Annotated in this window: 15 protein-coding genes; 5 read left to right on the forward strand and 10 right to left on the reverse strand. The window is 70.6% G+C overall.

All coding sequences use genetic code 11. From position 1 onward, the window contains the following. On the reverse strand, nucleotides 1-194 hold a 194-nt coding region (locus G3I40_RS36780), incomplete at its 3' end, for a hypothetical protein (protein WP_164559169.1). 264 nt (nucleotides 195-458) lie between these two features. Between G3I40_RS36780 and gabT the strand changes: the two genes are divergently transcribed. Together gabT and G3I40_RS36790 are read left to right on the forward strand one after the other, a co-directional pair. Next, a complete protein-coding gene (gabT, locus tag G3I40_RS36785) occupies nucleotides 459-1,808 on the forward strand; it encodes a 4-aminobutyrate--2-oxoglutarate transaminase (RefSeq protein ID WP_164559170.1) in 1,350 nt (449 codons plus the stop codon). Nucleotides 1,809-2,226: 418 nt separating this feature from the next. Then, nucleotides 2,227-2,766 carry a phosphatase PAP2 family protein gene (locus G3I40_RS36790; RefSeq protein WP_343245134.1) on the forward strand — a complete coding sequence of 180 codons (540 nt, stop codon included), beginning with the start codon at nucleotides 2,227-2,229 and terminating at the stop codon, nucleotides 2,764-2,766. Here G3I40_RS36790 and G3I40_RS36795 read toward each other — a convergent pair. The 8 genes from G3I40_RS36795 to G3I40_RS36830 form a co-directional block, all read right to left on the reverse strand. After that, a complete protein-coding gene (locus G3I40_RS36795) occupies nucleotides 2,720-4,552 on the reverse strand; it encodes a glycoside hydrolase family 18 protein (protein ID WP_164559172.1) in 1,833 nt (610 codons plus the stop codon). The two genes, G3I40_RS36790 and G3I40_RS36795, sit on opposite strands and share 47 nt — an antisense overlap. Before the next feature lie 91 nt (nucleotides 4,553-4,643). Continuing rightward, on the reverse strand, nucleotides 4,644-5,102 hold the full coding sequence (locus tag G3I40_RS36800; protein ID WP_164559173.1) for a hypothetical protein: 459 nt from the start codon (nucleotides 5,100-5,102) through the stop codon (nucleotides 4,644-4,646). A 238-nt stretch (nucleotides 5,103-5,340) separates the two neighbouring features. Next, nucleotides 5,341-6,759, reverse strand: coding sequence for an FAD-binding oxidoreductase (locus G3I40_RS36805; RefSeq protein ID WP_164559174.1), 1,419 nt, complete (start codon nucleotides 6,757-6,759; stop codon nucleotides 5,341-5,343). A 21-nt stretch (nucleotides 6,760-6,780) separates the two neighbouring features. Then, entirely contained in the window at nucleotides 6,781-7,569 is a 789-nt protein-coding gene (locus G3I40_RS36810) for an ABC transporter permease (RefSeq protein WP_164559175.1), read from the reverse strand. After that, a complete protein-coding gene (locus G3I40_RS36815; RefSeq protein ID WP_164559176.1) occupies nucleotides 7,569-8,486 on the reverse strand; it encodes an ABC transporter permease in 918 nt (305 codons plus the stop codon). Before G3I40_RS36815 ends, G3I40_RS36810 begins: the two co-directional genes overlap by 1 nt. Beyond that, nucleotides 8,483-9,655: an ABC transporter ATP-binding protein gene (locus G3I40_RS36820; protein WP_164559177.1), complete on the reverse strand. Its 1,173-nt coding sequence runs from the start codon at nucleotides 9,653-9,655 to the stop codon at nucleotides 8,483-8,485. The genes G3I40_RS36815 and G3I40_RS36820 overlap by 4 nt, the downstream gene beginning before the upstream one ends. 74 nt (nucleotides 9,656-9,729) lie before the next feature. Further along, nucleotides 9,730-10,917 carry a spermidine/putrescine ABC transporter substrate-binding protein gene (locus G3I40_RS36825; RefSeq protein WP_239092158.1) on the reverse strand — a complete coding sequence of 396 codons (1,188 nt, stop codon included), beginning with the start codon at nucleotides 10,915-10,917 and terminating at the stop codon, nucleotides 9,730-9,732. A gap of 78 nt (nucleotides 10,918-10,995) precedes the next feature. Continuing rightward, nucleotides 10,996-12,537 carry a gamma-aminobutyraldehyde dehydrogenase gene (locus tag G3I40_RS36830; RefSeq protein ID WP_164559179.1) on the reverse strand — a complete coding sequence of 514 codons (1,542 nt, stop codon included), beginning with the start codon at nucleotides 12,535-12,537 and terminating at the stop codon, nucleotides 10,996-10,998. Between the two features lie 217 nt (nucleotides 12,538-12,754). Here G3I40_RS36830 and G3I40_RS36835 point away from each other — a divergent pair, with 217 nt between their 5' ends. Further along, nucleotides 12,755-13,336: an NADAR family protein gene (locus tag G3I40_RS36835; protein WP_164559180.1), complete on the forward strand. Its 582-nt coding sequence runs from the start codon at nucleotides 12,755-12,757 to the stop codon at nucleotides 13,334-13,336. Nucleotides 13,337-13,355: 19 nt separating this feature from the next. On the opposite strand, the gene G3I40_RS36840 is transcribed toward G3I40_RS36835, so the two are convergent. Continuing rightward, nucleotides 13,356-13,853 (reverse strand): DUF4190 domain-containing protein, encoded by a 498-nt coding sequence (locus G3I40_RS36840; RefSeq protein WP_203645428.1) that lies wholly within the window; start codon nucleotides 13,851-13,853, stop codon nucleotides 13,356-13,358. A gap of 286 nt (nucleotides 13,854-14,139) precedes the next feature. On the opposite strand from G3I40_RS36840, the gene G3I40_RS36845 reads away from it, so the two are divergent. Together G3I40_RS36845 and G3I40_RS36850 are read left to right on the forward strand one after the other, a co-directional pair. Next, a complete protein-coding gene (locus tag G3I40_RS36845) occupies nucleotides 14,140-15,177 on the forward strand; it encodes an adenosine deaminase (RefSeq protein WP_343245135.1) in 1,038 nt (345 codons plus the stop codon). Between the two features lie 38 nt (nucleotides 15,178-15,215). After that, entirely contained in the window at nucleotides 15,216-15,905 is a 690-nt protein-coding gene (locus tag G3I40_RS36850) for a glycerophosphodiester phosphodiesterase (protein ID WP_164559181.1), read from the forward strand. Nucleotides 15,906-16,055: the final 150 nt, after the last annotated feature.

Here is a 16,055-nt window from a genome sequence, read left to right on the forward strand (position 1 = left end):
CGGTGCCCGAACCGCCACACGCCCGGTGCGGCGGCGGGCCGCGGCGTCCGCAGCCAGGTCAGGAAGGTGGTGCCCGCGGAGACGCTCTGCTCCCCGGGTGCGTGGGCGGGGCGCGGCGGTGGCACCGCTCCACCGAGGGGAATACCGCGTTCCCCGGCGTGGCCACCCGTGCCCTGCGTGCCCTCGCTGCTCATGGCCCTGCCCCCTGACCTGCCGGTCTCGTCCGTCACTCAGCGCATCGATCCGGCCTCAATGTAGTGCCCGTACCAAGCGAGTTCACCGTGTACGCGCCCCGCCGGCCCGTACACGCCTCCACATCCAGGTGTCCACGACGGACAAGACGACCGCGTGACCCCACCCCAATGGAGCATGACCGCCCCTCCATGACGGACCTAACCTGCGAGAACCCCCCGAACAGACCCGGCGATACCGGGACCGGAACAGAACTGGAGCCCCGCATGAGCGACATCCCGCAGGAGCGCCGCGTCGTCACCGCCATCCCCGGCCCGAAGTCGCAGGAGCTGCAGACCCGCCGCCTCGCCGCGGTCGCGGCCGGCGTGGGCTCCACGCTGCCCGTGTTCACCGCCCGCGTCGACCGCGGCATCATCGAGGACGTCGACGGCAACCGCCTGATCGACTTCGGCTCCGGCATCGCGGTCACGTCCGTCGGCGCGAGCGCCGAGGCAGTGGTCCGCCGCGCGTCGGCCCAGCTGCAGGACTTCACCCACACCTGTTTCATGGTCACGCCGTACGAGGGCTACGTGGAGGTCGCCGAGGCCCTCGCCGAGCTGACCCCGGGCGACCACGCGAAGAAGTCCGCCCTGTTCAACTCGGGCGCCGAGGCCGTGGAGAACGCGGTCAAGATCGCCCGCGCGTACACCAAGCGCCAGGCGGTCGTCGTCTTCGACCACGGCTACCACGGCCGTACGAACCTGACGATGGCACTGACCTCGAAGAACATGCCGTACAAGCAGGGCTTCGGCCCGTTCGCGCCCGAGGTCTACCGCGTGCCGGTGGCGTACGGCTACCGCTGGCCGACCGGCCCGGACAACGCGGGCGCGGAGGCCTCCGCCCAGGCCATCGACCAGATCACCAAGCAGATCGGCGCGGAGAACGTCGCCGCGATCATCATCGAGCCGGTGCTCGGCGAGGGCGGCTTCATCGAGCCGGCCAAGGGCTTCCTCCCGGCGATCCGCGAGTTCGCCTCCGCCCACGGCATCGTCTTCGTCGCCGACGAGATCCAGTCCGGCTTCTGCCGCACCGGCCAGTGGTTCGCGTGCGAGGACGAGGGCATCGTCCCCGACCTGATCACGACCGCCAAGGGCATCGCGGGCGGTCTGCCCCTCGCCGCCGTCACGGGCCGCGCCGAGATCATGGACGCCGCCCACGCGGGCGGCCTCGGAGGCACCTACGGCGGCAACCCGGTGGCCTGCGCCGGTGCGCTCGGCGCCATCGAGACGATGAAGGAGCTCGACCTCAACGCGCGGGCGAAGGAGATCGAGCGGACGATGAAGGCGCGGCTGACGACGATGGCGGAGAAGTTCCCCGTCATCGGCGACATCCGCGGCCGCGGCGGCATGATCGCCATCGAGCTGGTCAAGGCCGACGCTCCGGAAGGCGCCGCGGCCAAGGAGCCGAACCCGGAGGCGACGGCGGCGCTCGCCAAGGCCTGCCACGCCGAGGGCCTGCTCGTCCTCACCTGTGGCACCTACGGCAACGTGCTGCGTTTCCTGCCCCCGCTGGTCATCGGTCAGGACCTGCTCAACGAGGGCCTCGACATCCTCGAGAATGCCTTCGCGGCACTGTGACCACAGGCCCCGACCTGCGGCGACGGCACGGGTGACCATTCCGTGACCTGCGGTGACGGGCGGGCCGTGTGAAGAAGGTGTGGGGGGCCGATGGCATGTTGGCCAACCGGCTGTCGTGCCCCCACCCACTGACGTACGGTTTCTGCAGATGAGAGAAACACCCCGCCCACAGGGGACTGTGGGCGATACAGGGTCGGAGCCTCCCCAGCCCCGCCCTGGTCGTGCCCTCGCGCACACACCCGGAGCTTCCGGCTCCGGAACTCCTCACCGATCGGACGGTCGCCCGCCCCAAACCCCCCGGGGCGCGCGGCTCGCCGGTCAGTTCGGCCGGCCCGGAACCACCCCCCCTGTTCCGGGCCGGCTGACCACTTTCCTCGCCCTCTTCTCGGCGCTCGTCCTCACCCTGCTCACCTGGCAGGTGGCATCCGACGGCCCGCTGCTCGGCCCCGACGAACGCCTGGGCAACGCGATCCGCACCAGTGCGATCCCCGCGGGTCCGGCCGAGTTCTTCGCCGACCTCGGCAACCCCCAGGTCGCCCTGCCCGCCCTCGCGGCCGCCCTCGCCTACGCCTCCTGGCGCACCCGCACCTGGCTCCCCGCCGCGACGGCCGCCCTCACCATGGCCCTGGTGCCGGCCCTGGTGGCCCCGCTCCAAGCGGGCCTCGACCGCCCCGGCCCGCCCCCGATGTCCCCGGAGACCGGTTTCTACCCGTCGGGCCACGCGGCGACGGCAGCGGTCGCGTACGGGCTGTGCGCCCTGCTCCTGCGCAGACGCGAAACGGCCTACGGCTGCGTCCTGTTGAACGCGGCCGTAGGCCTGGGTCTGGTCCGGCAGGGGTATCACTGGCCAGTCGACGTGGTGGGGAGCTGGTGCCTGGCGGCCATGCTCCTGTACGCCGCGGCCTTCGTGCTCAGCCGAAGTACGCGTCGAAGTTCCTCTGGAACTCCCAGTTGTTGAAGCGGTCCCAGTTCACCGACCACGTCATCAGGCCGCGCAGCCCCGGCCACGTCCCGTGCGAGGAGTACGCGCCGCAGTCGGTCTTCTTCGTCAGGCAGTTGAGCGCCTTGGTGGTCTCGGCCGGGGAGACGTAGCCGTTGCCCGCGTTCGTGGAGGCCGGCATGCCGATGGCGATCTGGTCGGGGCGCAGCGGCGGGAAGACGTTGTTCGCGTCGCCCGCCACCGGGAAGCCCGTCAGGAGCATGTCGGTCATCGCGATGTGGAAGTCGGCGCCGCCCATGGAGTGGTACTGGTTGTCGAGGCCCATGATCGGTCCCGAGTTGTAGTCCTGGACGTGCAGGAGCGTCAGGTCGTCGCGCAGGGCGTGGATCACTGGGAGGTAGGCGCCGCAGCGCGGGTCCTGGCCGCCCCATTTGCCGGTGCCGTAGAACTGGTAGCCGTTCTGCACGAAGAACGTCTCCGGGGCCATCGACAGGACGAAGTCGTCACCGTACTTGGCCTTGAGGGTCTTCAGCGCCGCGATCAGGTTCACGATCACGGGAGTCGTGGGGTGCTTGAAGTCCGTGTCGGCGGTGTCCAGGGAGAGGGAGTGCCCCTCGAAGTCGACGTCCAGGCCGTCGAGCCCGTACTCGTCGATGATCTTCGAGACGGAGGAGACGAAGGTGTCGCGGGCCGCGGCCGTGGTCAGCTGGACCTGGCCGTTCTGGCCGCCGATGGAGATCAGGACCTTCTTGCCCGCGGCCTGCTTGGCCTTGATCGCCGCCTTGAAGTCGGCGTCCGACTCGACGCCCGGGCACTCGGTGGCCGGGCAGCGGTTGAAGCGGATGTCGCCCGAGGTGGTGGAGGTGGGTTCGCCGAAGGCCAGGTCGATGACGTCCCAGCTGTCGGGGACGTCGGCGAGGCGGGTGTAGCCGGCGCCGTTGGCGAAGCTCGCGTGGAGGTAGCCGACCAGGGCGTGCGTCGGCAGGTCCGCGGAGCCGCCCCCGCCGTCGGCGCCCTGGGCGGTCGTCGCCGTGACCGCCGCGGACTTCGGTGACTCGCCCGCGTCGTTGACCGCCGCGACCTGGAAGCTGTACGCCGTCGCGGGCGTGAGGCCCGAGAGGGTGGCCGAAGTGCCGGTCACCGTACGGGACTTGGCACCGTTCGTGTATATCGCGTAGCTCGTCGCGCCGGGTACCGCCGTCCAGGAGAGGGGGACGCCGGTCGAGGTGGGCGTGCCGGCCGCGAGCCCCGTGGGAGCGGTGGGCGGGGCGGGGGCGTCGGCGCCCGGGCCGGTGAGGCTGAGGTCGTCGGCGTAGTAGGCCGGGGTGCCGTACCAGCCGTGGGTGTAGATCGTGACCTTGGTCGTCGACGGGCCCGTGCGGAACGTCGTGGTCAGCTTCTGCCAGTCCGGCGCCGACGGGGTCCACGTCGACACGTCGGTGGTGCCGGTGCCGCTCGCGCCGAGGTAGACGTATCCGCCGCGGACGAAGCCGGACAGGGTGTAGGCCGAGTCGGGCCGGACCGTCACCGTCTGCGCGCACTGGGCGTTGTCGGCCCCGGTCGGGGTGGCGCGGAGGGCGGAGGTGCCGCCGTGGACGGGCGAGTTGACGTTCGCGCCGGAGTTCGCCGTGCACGTCCAGCCGTCCAGCGTCGACTCGAAGCCGCCGTTCCTGGCCAGGTCGGCGTCGGCCGCGCGGGCCGTCGGCGCGGACAGGGCGGTGAGGCCCGTCGCGGCGAGCGCGGCGGCCGTGAGCGCGGTGAGCAGTCTGCTGCGCGTACGCAGGCGAGGTCTGGGGCGGTCCATGGGTGCCTCCGGGCAGGGCGGGGGAACGGGCACGGTGGAGCGCGCCCAACTTGGTCCAGACCAATTGGGTTGTCAAGAGTCGCGGCACGCTCTACTCCCCCGCCTCCCTTGCCAGTTGGGCCGCCGCCTCGTGCATCGCGAGTTCGAGCACGGCCGGGTCGGTGAGCGTCCCGGAGCCGTCCGGCGGCACCAGCCAGCGCACGCCGCCGGTGGCGCGGCCCGGGTACGGCACCACGATCCACGTGCCGCGGCCCGCGCCGCGCACCCCCGTGCCCAGCCAGCGGGCCGCGGTGCCCGCGGGCACGAAGAAGCCCATGCGGGCCTCCCCGAAGTCCGCGAGGACCGGGCCCGGGCGGTCGATGACGCGGGTGAGGACGTCGAGCGTGGGATAGCCCAACTCCCCCGGCAGGATCAGTACGTCCCACTGTTTTCCGGCGGGCAGCAGCGCGACGCCCAGCGGATTGCGCTCCCATTCCCAGCGGCAGGCCTCCGGATCCGGCGCCACCGCAACGAGCCATTCGACCGCCGATTTGGCCCCCGAGCCAGTCATGACGGGACCTCCCTCTTCACTCCGACACTGTTGGTCACGAGCGAGAGGGGGGTCGGGGCCCGCGCATTACGCGAGTTCGGGTTACCAATTGGTAGTGATCTGGGTCACGCGGGCCCACCAGGGCGTACGCCGGTGGATCAAGGCCGGGTGCACCACGCGCGACGCCGCCACCCGGAGGCCGGGTGGCGGCGGCACTTCGCTCGGGGGACGCCGACCGGCACGCGCCGGTGGCGCGGCGTCAGCTGTCGAAGCCCAGGCCCACCGTGTCCATCGCCTTCAGCCACAGGTTGCGCCGGCCGCCGTTGTCGTCGGCGCGGGCCAGCGACCACTTGGTCAGTGCGATGCCGGTGTACGCGAACGGCTCCGGCGGGAAGGGCAGGGGCTTCGAGCGGACCATCTCCAGTTCCGTGCGCTCCGTGCGCTCCCCCGCGAGCAGGTCGAGCATCACGTCCGCGCCGAAGCGGGTGGCACCGACGCCGAGGCCCGTGTATCCGGCGGCGTAGGCGACGCGGCCGGCGTGGGCCGTGCCGAAGAACGCCGAGAAGCGGGAGCACGTGTCGATGGCGCCGCCCCACGCGTGCGAGAACCGCAGGCCCTCCAGCTGCGGGAAGCAGGTGAAGAAGTGGCCGGCGAGCTTCGCGTACGTCTCGGGGCGGTGGTCGTACTCCTCGCGGACGCGGCCCCCGTACGGATAGATCGCGTCGTAGCCGCCCCACAGGATGCGGTTGTCGGCCGACAGGCGGAAGTAGTGGAACTGGTTGGCGCTGTCGCCGAGGCCCTGGCGGTTCTTCCAGCCGATCGAGGCGAGCTGGTCCGCCGTCAGCGGCTCCGTCATCAGCGCGTAGTCGTAGACCGGCACCGTGTACGAGCGCACCCGCTTGACCAGCGACGGGAAGACGTTCGTGCCGAGTGCGGCGGTCTGCGCGAAGATCCGGCCGTAGGGCGTGCGGACCGCGAGCCCCGAGGCGTGGGAGGCGAGCCGCGTGGCCGGGGTGTGCTCGTAGATGCGCACGCCGAGGTCGAGACAGGCCTGCTTGAGGCCCCACGCGAGCTTCGCCGGATGCAGCATGGCGACGCCCTCACGGTCGTACAGGGCGCCCTGGAAGGTCGGCGACGCGACCTGTTCGCGTACCTCCTGCGCGTCCATCAGCTCCAGCCCGTCGGCGAGGCCCGCCTCGCTCAACTCGGCGTAGTACTCGCGCAGTTCGGCGACCTGGTGCGGCTGCGTGGCCACGTCCAGCTCACCGGTGCGCTCGAAGTCGCAGTCGAGGGAGTAGCGGGCGACGGCGTCCTCGATGGCGTCGAGGTTGGCGGCGCCCAGCTGCTCCAGCTTCTTGATCTCCTTCGGCCAGCGGGCGAGGCCGTTGGCCGTGCCGTGCGTGAGGGAGGCAGCACAGAATCCGCCGTTGCGCCCGGAGGCCGCCCAGCCGATCTCGCGGCCCTCGACGAGGACGACGTCCCGGCCAGGATCGCGCTCCTTGGCGAGCAGCGCGGTCCACAGGCCGCTGTAGCCGCCGCCGACGACGAGCAGGTCGCAGCGCTCGTCACCGGTGAGGGCGGGGCGGGCCTCGGGCCTGCCGGGGTCGTCCAGCCAGTACGAGACGGGCTTGGCGTCCGCAAGGGACGCGGTCCAGCGATTCATGGCGCCAGCGGCCATGATTCCAACTCCCTCAGAAATTCAGGAAACCTTGTTCTTGCGCTTGCCGATCACCATTCCGGCAAGCACCAACAGTACGGCGACCAGGAACATGGCCGTACCGATGACATTGATCTGAACGGGCGTACCGCGCTGCGCCGAACCCCAGACGAACATGGGGAAGGTGACCGTCGAGCCCGCGTTGAAATTCGTGATGATGAAATCGTCGAAGGAAAGCGCGAAGGCGAGCAGCGCGCCCGCCGCGATACCCGGCGCCGCGATGGGCAGCGTCACCCGCACGAACGTCTGGACGGGCCCCGCGTACAGGTCCTGCGCGGCCTGCTCCAGCCTCGGGTCCATCGACATCACGCGCGCCTTGACGGCCGTCACCACGAAGCTCAGACAGAACATGATGTGGGCGATGAGGATCGTCCAGAAACCCAGCTGGGCGCCCATGTTGAGGAAGAGCGTGAGCAGCGAGGCCGCCATCACGACCTCCGGCATCGCCATGGGCAGGAAGATGAGCGAGTTCACCGCGCCCCGGGCGCGGAAGCGGTACCGCACCAGCGCGAAGGCGATCATCGTGCCGAGGGCGGTCGCCCCGATCGTCGCCCAGACCGCGATCTGCAGGCTCAGCGAGAGCGAGCCGCACATGTCGGCGACGCCGCACGGATTCTTCCAGGCGTCCAGCGAGAACTTCGTCCACTCGTAATTGAAGCGGCCTTTGGGCTTGTTGAAGGAGAAGACCGTGACGACGACGTTCGGCAGCAGCAGATAGGCGAGCGTGAACAGCCCCGCGAAAACCACCAGGTTCTTTCGCAGCCAGCGCATCAGACCAGATCCTCCGTTCCGGCACGGCGAATGTAGAAGGTGACCATGAGGAGAATGGCCGCCATGAGGATGAAGGAGAGGGCCGCCGCGGTCGGATAGTCGAGCACGCGCAGGAACTGGGTCTGGATGACGTTGCCGACCATGCGGGTGTCCGTGGAGCCGAGCAGGTCCGCGTTGACGTAGTCGCCGGCGGCCGGGATGAAGGTGAGCAGCGTGCCGGAGACGACGCCCGGCATCGACAGCGGGAAGGTCACCTTGCGGAAGGTGGTCGCCGGGGACGCGTAGAGGTCGCCCGCCGCCTCGTGCAGCCGGCCGTCGATGCGCTCCAGGGACGTGTAGAGCGGCAGGATCATGAACGGCAGGAAGTTGTAGGTGAGTCCGCACACCACCGCGAGGGGCGTGGCGAGCACCCGGTCGCCCTCGGTCATGCCCAGCCAGTTCGTGACGTCCAGCAGGTGCAGGGAGTTGAGGGCACCGACGACCGGGCCGCCGTCCGCGAGGATCGTCTTCCAGGCGAGCGTACGGATGAGGAAGCTGGTGAAGAACGGGGCGATCACCAGGATCAGCACGACGTTGCGCCAGCGGCCCGCGCGGAACGCGATCAGGTAGGCCAGCGGATAGCCGAGCAGCAGGCACAGGATCGTGGCGGCGCCCGCGTACAGCACGGAGCGCAGGAACTGCGGCCAGTACTCGGACAGCGCGTCCCAGTACGTGGCGAAGTGCCAGGTGACCTTGAAGCCGTCCTCGAGCGACCCCTGCTGTACCGAGGTCGAGGCCTGGTAGATCATCGGCAGCGCGAAGAAGACGACCAGCCACAGGATGCCGGGCAGCAACAGCCAGTAGGGGACGAGGCGGCCGCGCTTGCGGATCTTGCGGGGCGCCGCGGTCTCGGGAGGTGCCTCGGTGAGCGTGCTCATGCTGCCGCGTCCTCCGAGACCTTCGCCACGCCCGCCTCGGCGTCCTGGGCGGCGTCGAGCCCGAAGGTGTGCGCCGGGTTCCAGTGCAGGACGACCTCGGCCCCCGCCACGAGCCGCGCGTCGCGCTCGATGTTCTGGGCGTAGACCTCGAACTCGTCGCACAGCGGGCTGTCGATGACGTACTGCGTGGAGACGCCGATGAAGCTGGAGTCGGCGATGCGGCCGGTGATGCGGTTGCGGCCGTCGGGTATCCCGCCCGCGTCGTCGGCGTGGGTGAGCGAGATCTTCTCGGGCCGTACGCCGACGAGCACCTTGCCCCCGGTGGAGGTGGGGGCCGAACATCGCGCGGCGGGCAGCACGAGCTTGCCGTCGCCCGCCCTGAGGCTGAGGTCGTCGCCGCTGCGGCCGGCTATCTCGGCCTCGATGAGGTTCGAGGTGCCGAGGAAGTTCGCGACGAACGTGGAGCCCGGGTTCTCGTACAGGTCGGTGGGGGCGCCGAGTTGCTCGACGCGGCCCTGGTTCATCACGGCGACGGTGTCGGCCATCGTCATGGCCTCCTCCTGGTCGTGCGTGACGTGGATGAAGGTGATGCCGACCTCGGTCTGGATGCGCTTGAGCTCCAGCTGCATCTGACGGCGCAGCTTGAGGTCGAGGGCGCCGAGCGGTTCGTCGAGCAGGAGCACCTTGGGGTGGTTGATGAGGGCGCGGGCGACGGCGACGCGCTGCTGCTGGCCGCCGGAGAGCTGGTGCGGCTTCTTGCGGATGTGCTCGCCGAGCTGCACCAGGTCGAGCATCTCCTCGACCTGCTTCTTCACCGACTTGATGCCCCGGCGGCGCAGGCCGAAGGCGACGTTCTCGAAGATGTCGAGGTGCGGGAAGAGCGCGTAGGACTGGAAGACGGTGTTCACCGGCCGCTTGTAGGGCGGCAGCGCGGTGACGTCCTGGTCGCCGAGGCGGACCGCGCCGGTCGTCGGCTCCTCGAGTCCCGCGATCATGCGCAGGGTCGTGGTCTTGCCGCAGCCGGAGGCGCCCAGCAGCGCGAAGAACGAGCCCTGGGGCACGGTGAGGTCCAGCGGCTGGACGGCGGTGAAGCCGTTGTCGTACGTCTTGCTGATCCCGGCGAGACGGACGTCGCCGCCGTGGCCCGTGGAGTCGGTGGGGTGCGTCATGGAACGGTCCCTGGAAGTCGGGGGCGGAAGGGAGGGAGGAGGGGCCGGGGAGGCCGGGGGCCTGGCTGCGTCGGCTACGCGCCGGTGACCTTGCTGAACTTGTCCTCGTACGCCGACTCTTCCTTCGACCCCAAGGAGCGGAAGGCGTGCGACTTCGCGGCCATCTCCTTGTCGGGAATGATCAGCGGGTTGTCCGCCGCATCCTTGTCGATCTTCGCGAGGTACGGCTTCACACCGTCGACCGGGCACACGTAGTTGATGTACGCGGCGAGTTCGGCGGCCGGCTCGGGCTCGTAGTAGTAGTCGATGAGCCGTTCGGCGTTCGTCTTGTGGCGTGCCTTGTTGGGGACGAGGAGGTTGTCCGTCGACGTCAGGTAGCCGCTGTCCGGAATGATGAAGTCGACGTCCGGGCTGTCGGCCTGGAGCTGGACGACGTCACCGGCCCACGCGAGACAGGCCGCCAGGTCGCCCTTGGTGAGGTCGGACGTGTAGTCGTTCCCGGTGAAGCGGCGTATCTGCCCCTTGTCGACGCCCTTTTGGAGGCGGGCGATCGCCGCGTCGAAGTCGTCGTCGGTGAACTTCGTCGGATCCTTGCCCATGTCGAGCAGCGTCATCCCGACGCTGTCGCGCATCTCGGACAGGAAACCCACCCGCCCCTTGAGCTCGGGCTTGTCGAGCAGATCGGAGACGGACTTCACCTCGACGCCGTCGAGCGCCTTCTTGTTGTACGCGATGACGGTCGAGATGCCCGTCCACGGGTACGAGTAGGCGCGGCCCGGGTCCCAGTCGGGGCTGCGGAACTGGTCGGAGAGGTTCGCGTAGGCGTGGGGCAGGTTCGACGGGTCGAGCTTTTGCACCCAGCCGAAGCGGATGAGCCGCGCGGCGAGCCAGTCGGTGACGCAGATGAGGTCCCGGCCGGTGTCCTGGCCCGCCGCGAGCTGCGGCTTGATCTTCCCGAAGAAGTCGTTGTTGTCGTTGATGTCCTCGGTGTACTTGACCGTGATCCCGGTGCGCTTGCGGAAGGCGTCCAGCGTCGGATGGTGCTTCTCGCTGTCGTCGACGTCCATGTACTCGGTCCAGTTGGAGAAGTTGACTGCCTTCTCCTTGGCCGAGTGGTCCTCGGACGTGACGGCCTCGGACTTCTTCGCCGCGGGGATGCCGCAGGCACTGAGCGTCCCGAGCCCGCCGAGGGCGAGGGCGCCACCGGTACCGGCGCGCAGCAGGGAACGGCGGGTGGGGTGATCGGGCTCGTACTGCTCCATGCGCGTGGTGCCCTTTCGGGAGTCCCTTACGGGAGCCTTCATGAATGGAGGGCGGCCGCTGGTCGGGCGGCCAGCGTGCTATCGGTCCCCGAAGATCGTGCGGTGCCAGTCCTTCCTGGCGACCGCGGTGTTGTCGAACATGACGTGCTTGATCTGGGTGTACTCCTCGAAGGAATAGGCGGACATGTCCTTGCCGAAGCCGGATGCCTTGTAGCCGCCGTGCGGCATCTCGCTGAGGATCGGGATGTGGTCGTTGATCCAGACGCAGCCCGCCTTGATCTCGCGGGTGGCGCGGTTGGCGCGGAAGACGTCGGTGGACCAGGCGGACGCGGCGAGCCCGTAGGGGGTGTCGTTGGCGAGCCGGATGCCCTCCTCGTCGCTGTCGAAGGGCAGCACGACGAGGACCGGGCCGAAGATCTCGGACTGCACGATCTCGCTGTCCTGCGCGGCGTCGGCGATGAGGGTGGGCTTGTAGAAGGCGCCCGGGTGGTCGAGGGCCTCGCCGCCGGTGACCACGCGCGCGTAGCCGCGCGCCCGCTCGACGAAACCGGCGACGCGGTCGCGCTGGGCGTGCGAGATGAGCGGGCCGAGGTCGGTGTCGGGCGCGAACGGGTCGCCGAGCCTGATCGTCGCCATGAGGTCGGCGACGCCGCTCACGAAGGCGTCGTAGAGCGGCCGTTGGACGTACGCGCGCGTGGCGGCGGTGCAGTCCTGGCCGGTGTTGATGAGCGAGCCCGCGATGGCGCCGTGCACCGCCGCCTCCAGGTCGGCGTCGTCGAACACGACGAACGGGGCCTTGCCGCCGAGCTCCAGGTGCAGCCGCTTCACGGTGGCGGTGGCGATCTCGGCGACGCGCTTGCCGACGCCGGTGGAGCCGGTGAAGGAGGTCATGGCGACGTCCGCGTGCCCGACGAGGTGCTCGCCCGCGTCCCGGCCCGCGCCGCTGATGACGTTCACGACGCCGCCCGGGATCCCCGCCTCGGTCGCGGCCTGCGCGAAGAGCAGCGAGGTCAGCGGCGTCAGCTCGGCGGGCTTGAGGACGATGGTGTTCCCGGCGGCGATGGCCGGCAGCACCTTCCACGCGGCCATCTGCAGCGGGTAGTTCCAGGGCGCGATGGAGCCGACGACACCGATGGGCTCACGGCGTACGTACGAGGTGTGGTCGCCGCTGTACTCCCCGGCCGACTGCCCCTGGAGGTGGCGGGCGGCGCCCGCGAAGAACGCGGTGTTGTCGACCGTGCCCGGTACGTCGAACTCGCGGCTCAGCTTGATCGGCTTGCCGCACTGCACGGACTCCAGCCGCGCGAACTCCTCGGCCCGCTCGGCCAGTACGCCCGCGAACCGGTGCATCGCGTCGGACCGTTCGCCCGGCGTCGCGCCGGACCACTCGGGGAAGGCCGTGCGGGCGGCGGCGACGGCGGCGTCCACGTCGGCCGTGCCCGCCAGTTCGTACGTGTAGACGTCCTCGCCGGTGGCGGGGTCGACGACCGCGTGGGTGCGGCCCGAGGTGCCCGGGGTCAGCCGCCCCGCGATGACGTTCGCGCCCTCACCGAAGCGCTGCTGCGCCGCCGCGGCGGCGTCTTTGGCCGAGAGGGGTCGGTCCGAGGTGGGGTTGTGCATGAGTGCTCGCTCTCGCTCTCCTCCGTCGGCGTCCCGTCCCGCGGGGGCCGACGTGGCTCCAGCTCGATTTGAGTGACGATCCTGGCAGAGCAGCGATAGGCCAACAAGTGATTCCGTTGTTGCCTTTTGGTTACGCGACGGAATCTGTCGACCAGGTGTCGAGTCGTCCTGGAAAACCCAGGACGGAGTGTCAGTGGTGCGTGCCAGACTCGCGTGTATGGGGATCAGGGGGCCACAGCAGGGGGGCGCGGTGCGGATCGACAGCAGGGAATCGCTGGTGACGGCCCTGGAGGCGGGGGCGCGGGTGAAGTATCTGCACTTCTGGGGTCACGCACCGCGCAAGGACGGTGCGCTGGGCGCGAGTTGTCTGAGCCAGTGGTGGCCGTCGCCGTTCAGGGCGGGCGGGGTGGAGTACGCGACGGCGGAGCACTGGATGATGGCCCGCAAGGCGCGCCTGTTCGGTGACGCCGAGGCGGAGCGCCGGGCCCTGGAAGCGGGGCATCCCTCACAGGCCAAGAAGGCGGGACGCCTGGTGCGGGACTTCGACGACGCCCTGTGGCAGCGGGAGCGGTTCGCGCTCGTCGTGGAGGGCAGCGTCCACAAGTTCGCCTCGGACCCGGCGCTGCGGGACTTCCTGCTCGACACGGGTGAGCGCGTGCTGGTGGAGGCGAGCCCGGTGGACCGGATATGGGGCATCGGGCTGGCGGCGGACGACCCGGCGGCGCAGGACCCCCGCGCCTGGCGGGGGCCGAACCTGCTGGGCTTCGCCTTGATGGCGGCGCGGGCCCGCCTGCGCTGAGGGTGCTGCTACGCGGGGCTCAGAGGATGCTGCCCACGATGATCAGCACGATGAATCCGACGCCGAGGACGATTCCGGCCGCGCCGCAGATGATGCCGGTGAGCGCCTGCCCGGGGTTGGTCGCCTCGCCCCGCTTGGCCTTGCCCCGGCCGATGGCGCCGAAGATGATGCCGAGCGCTCCGGAGATGATCGCGATCGGCCAGAGCAGGAAGAGCACGGCGGCGACGATGCCGCAGACCATGCCGGCGATCCCGAGGCCGTTGCTGGGCTGCGTCGGCATGCCGCCGGCCCAGCCGTACGGGGCGGCGGCGTACGGCGCGGACTGCTGCGCCGGGTAGCCGTACTGCGGCCCGCCCTGGTAGCTGCCGTAAGAGGGAAGACCGGGACCGGCCGGTGAGACCGGAGGCGGCGGCACGGCGCTGCCCGGCTGCGCGGGCGGTGGCGCGTACGGGCTCTGGTGACCGGGCGGGGGCGCGGCGGCCGCCGGCATCGCCGTCACGGTCTGGCTGTCGTGCACGTTGCCGACCCCTGCCGCGTTCGGCTGCCGCGGTGGCTGCGGTGCCGCTTCCTGTGGCGGAGCCCAGGGGTCACGGTCGTTTCCCTGCGGTGTGGTGTCGCCTGCCATGGAGACGCCCCCCTCCCATGTGTGCGGTCCGCACGGTTCACCCCTGCGTACCGTCATGCTAAGGCCTCCACCTGGGACTGCGGCCCGGTCCGGTCCCCCGCCTTCGCGGCCCGGCCCGGCCGCATACGATGCCGAGGACCCCGATCAGCCGATCACCCGAGTTCCTGGGGAGGAATCCGTGAGCCAGAGCCTGCAGACCTTCATCGCCGGACTGCCGAAAGCAGAACTCCACGTCCATCACGTGGGCTCCGCCTCCCCCAGGATCGTCTCGACGCTCGCCGCGCGGCACCCCGACTCGAAGGTGCCGACGGACCCCGAGGCCCTCGCGGACTTCTTCACCTTCCGGGACTTCGCGCACTTCATCACCGTGTACCTGTCCGTGGTCGACCTGATCCGCACGCCGGAGGACGTCCGCCTCCTCACGTACGAGGTGGCCCGCGACATGGCCCGCCAGAACGTGCGCTACGCCGAACTGACCCTCACGCCGTTCTCCTCGACCCGTCGCGGCATCGACGCCCGCGCGTTCATGGACGCCATCGAGGACGCGCGCAAGGCCGCCGAGTCGGAGTTCGGCACGGTGCTGCGCTGGTGCTTCGACATCCCCGGCGAGGCGGGCCTGGAAGCGGCCGAGGAGACGGCGCGGCTCGCGACGGACGACGCGCTGCGCCCCGAGGGCCTGGTCTCGTTCGGCCTCGGCGGGCCCGAGATCGGCGTCCCCCGCCCGCAGTTCAAGCCGTACTTCGACCGCGCGATCGCGGCGGGCCTGCGCTCCGTGCCGCACGCGGGCGAGACGACCGGTCCCGAGACGGTGTGGGACGCGCTGACGCACCTGCGCGCCGAGCGCATCGGGCACGGCACGACGTCGGTCCAGGACCCGAAGCTGCTCGCGCACCTCGCCGAGCACGGCGTCCCGCTGGAGGTCTGCCCGACGTCGAACATCGCGACGCGCGCCGTGGCGACGCTCGACGAGCACCCCCTCAAGCAGTTCGTGGACGCGGGCGTGACCGTCACGATCAACTCGGATGACCCCCCGATGTTCTCCACGGACCTCAACAACGAGTACGCGGTCGCGGCCCGTCTCCTCGGCCTCGACGAGCGGGGCCTCGCCGCCCTCGCGAAGAACGCGGTAACGGCCTCCTTCCTCGACGGGCCCGGCAAGGCCCGGATCGCCACGGAGATCGACACGTACACCGACGCCTGGCTCGCCGACGCGTGACGCGGCGGTCCCCGGACCCGTCCACCACAATGGTGACCATGCGCACCGTGACTGCCGTGGCCCACCGAGGCGATCCCTACCGCGTCCGCGAGAACACCCTCCCGTCCCTGCGCTCCGCGCGCGAACGGGGCGCGGACGCGGTGGAGATCGACGTACGACTGACCCGCGACGGCGTCCCCGTCCTCCTGCACGACGCGACGCTCAAACGCCTGTGGGAGCACGACCGCCCGCTGTCCGCGCTGTCCGCGCAGGAGGTGCGCGGGCTGACCGCGGGCGGCGTCCCCACGCTCGCCGAGGCGCTCGCCGCGACCGGGGACGGCCGGATCATGGTCGATCTGCCGGGCGCCGACACCAAGGCGGTCCGCACGATCGTCGGCGTCATCCGGGACTGCGGCGCCGAGGAGCGCGTCTACTACTGCGCGGGTGCCTCGGCGATGCTCAAGGTGCGCGCCGCGGACCCGGCCGCCGAGATCGCCCTGACCTGGACGACACTGGCCCCGCCGCGCCCCGCCCTGCTCGACGCGGTCCGCCCGCGCTGGCTCAACTACCGCTTCCCGCTGGTGAGCCGGGACCTCGCGGCCCAGGTCCACCGCCAGGGCTACCTGGTCTCGGCGTGGACCCCGGACACGAAGGGGTCGATGCGGCGGCTGCTCGACGCGGGCGTGGACTCGATCACGACGAACCGCATCGACGTACTGACGGCTCTCGCCTCCGCCCAGCCCGTGTGACTGCCGCAGCGGACGCGAAGGCCGAGGACCTGAACGCCGTCGCCGAACGCGTCGTCATGGCCGCGCCGACGGACGCCCGGTCCGCCGGGCCACCCCGTGCGAGACGACCGTCGCCGCGGCCGTCCAGCCGAGCCCGGTGACGACCGCGCC

It is taken from the genome of Streptomyces sp. SID14478 (assembly GCF_010548525.1).
Lineage (GTDB): Bacteria > Actinomycetota > Actinomycetes > Streptomycetales > Streptomycetaceae > Streptomyces.

Excerpts from the sequence above, each read along its gene's own strand:
- G3I40_RS36835 (WP_164559180.1), top strand. The coding sequence starts at position 12,755 with ATGGGGATCAGGGGGCCACAGCAGGGGGGCGCGGTGCGGATCGACAGC.
- G3I40_RS36830 (WP_164559179.1), bottom strand. The coding sequence starts at position 12,537 with ATGCACAACCCCACCTCGGACCGACCCCTCTCGGCCAAAGACGCCGCC.
- G3I40_RS36805 (WP_164559174.1), bottom strand. The coding sequence starts at position 6,759 with ATGGCCGCTGGCGCCATGAATCGCTGGACCGCGTCCCTTGCGGACGCC.
- gabT (WP_164559170.1), top strand. The coding sequence starts at position 459 with ATGAGCGACATCCCGCAGGAGCGCCGCGTCGTCACCGCCATCCCCGGC.
- G3I40_RS36825 (WP_239092158.1), bottom strand. The coding sequence starts at position 10,917 with ATGGAGCAGTACGAGCCCGATCACCCCACCCGCCGTTCCCTGCTGCGC.
- G3I40_RS36810 (WP_164559175.1), bottom strand. The coding sequence starts at position 7,569 with ATGCGCTGGCTGCGAAAGAACCTGGTGGTTTTCGCGGGGCTGTTCACG.
- G3I40_RS36800 (WP_164559173.1), bottom strand. The coding sequence starts at position 5,102 with ATGACTGGCTCGGGGGCCAAATCGGCGGTCGAATGGCTCGTTGCGGTG.
- G3I40_RS36795 (WP_164559172.1), bottom strand. The coding sequence starts at position 4,552 with ATGGACCGCCCCAGACCTCGCCTGCGTACGCGCAGCAGACTGCTCACC.
- G3I40_RS36815 (WP_164559176.1), bottom strand. The coding sequence starts at position 8,486 with ATGAGCACGCTCACCGAGGCACCTCCCGAGACCGCGGCGCCCCGCAAG.
- G3I40_RS36820 (WP_164559177.1), bottom strand. The coding sequence starts at position 9,655 with ATGACGCACCCCACCGACTCCACGGGCCACGGCGGCGACGTCCGTCTC.
- G3I40_RS36850 (WP_164559181.1), top strand. The coding sequence starts at position 15,216 with ATGCGCACCGTGACTGCCGTGGCCCACCGAGGCGATCCCTACCGCGTC.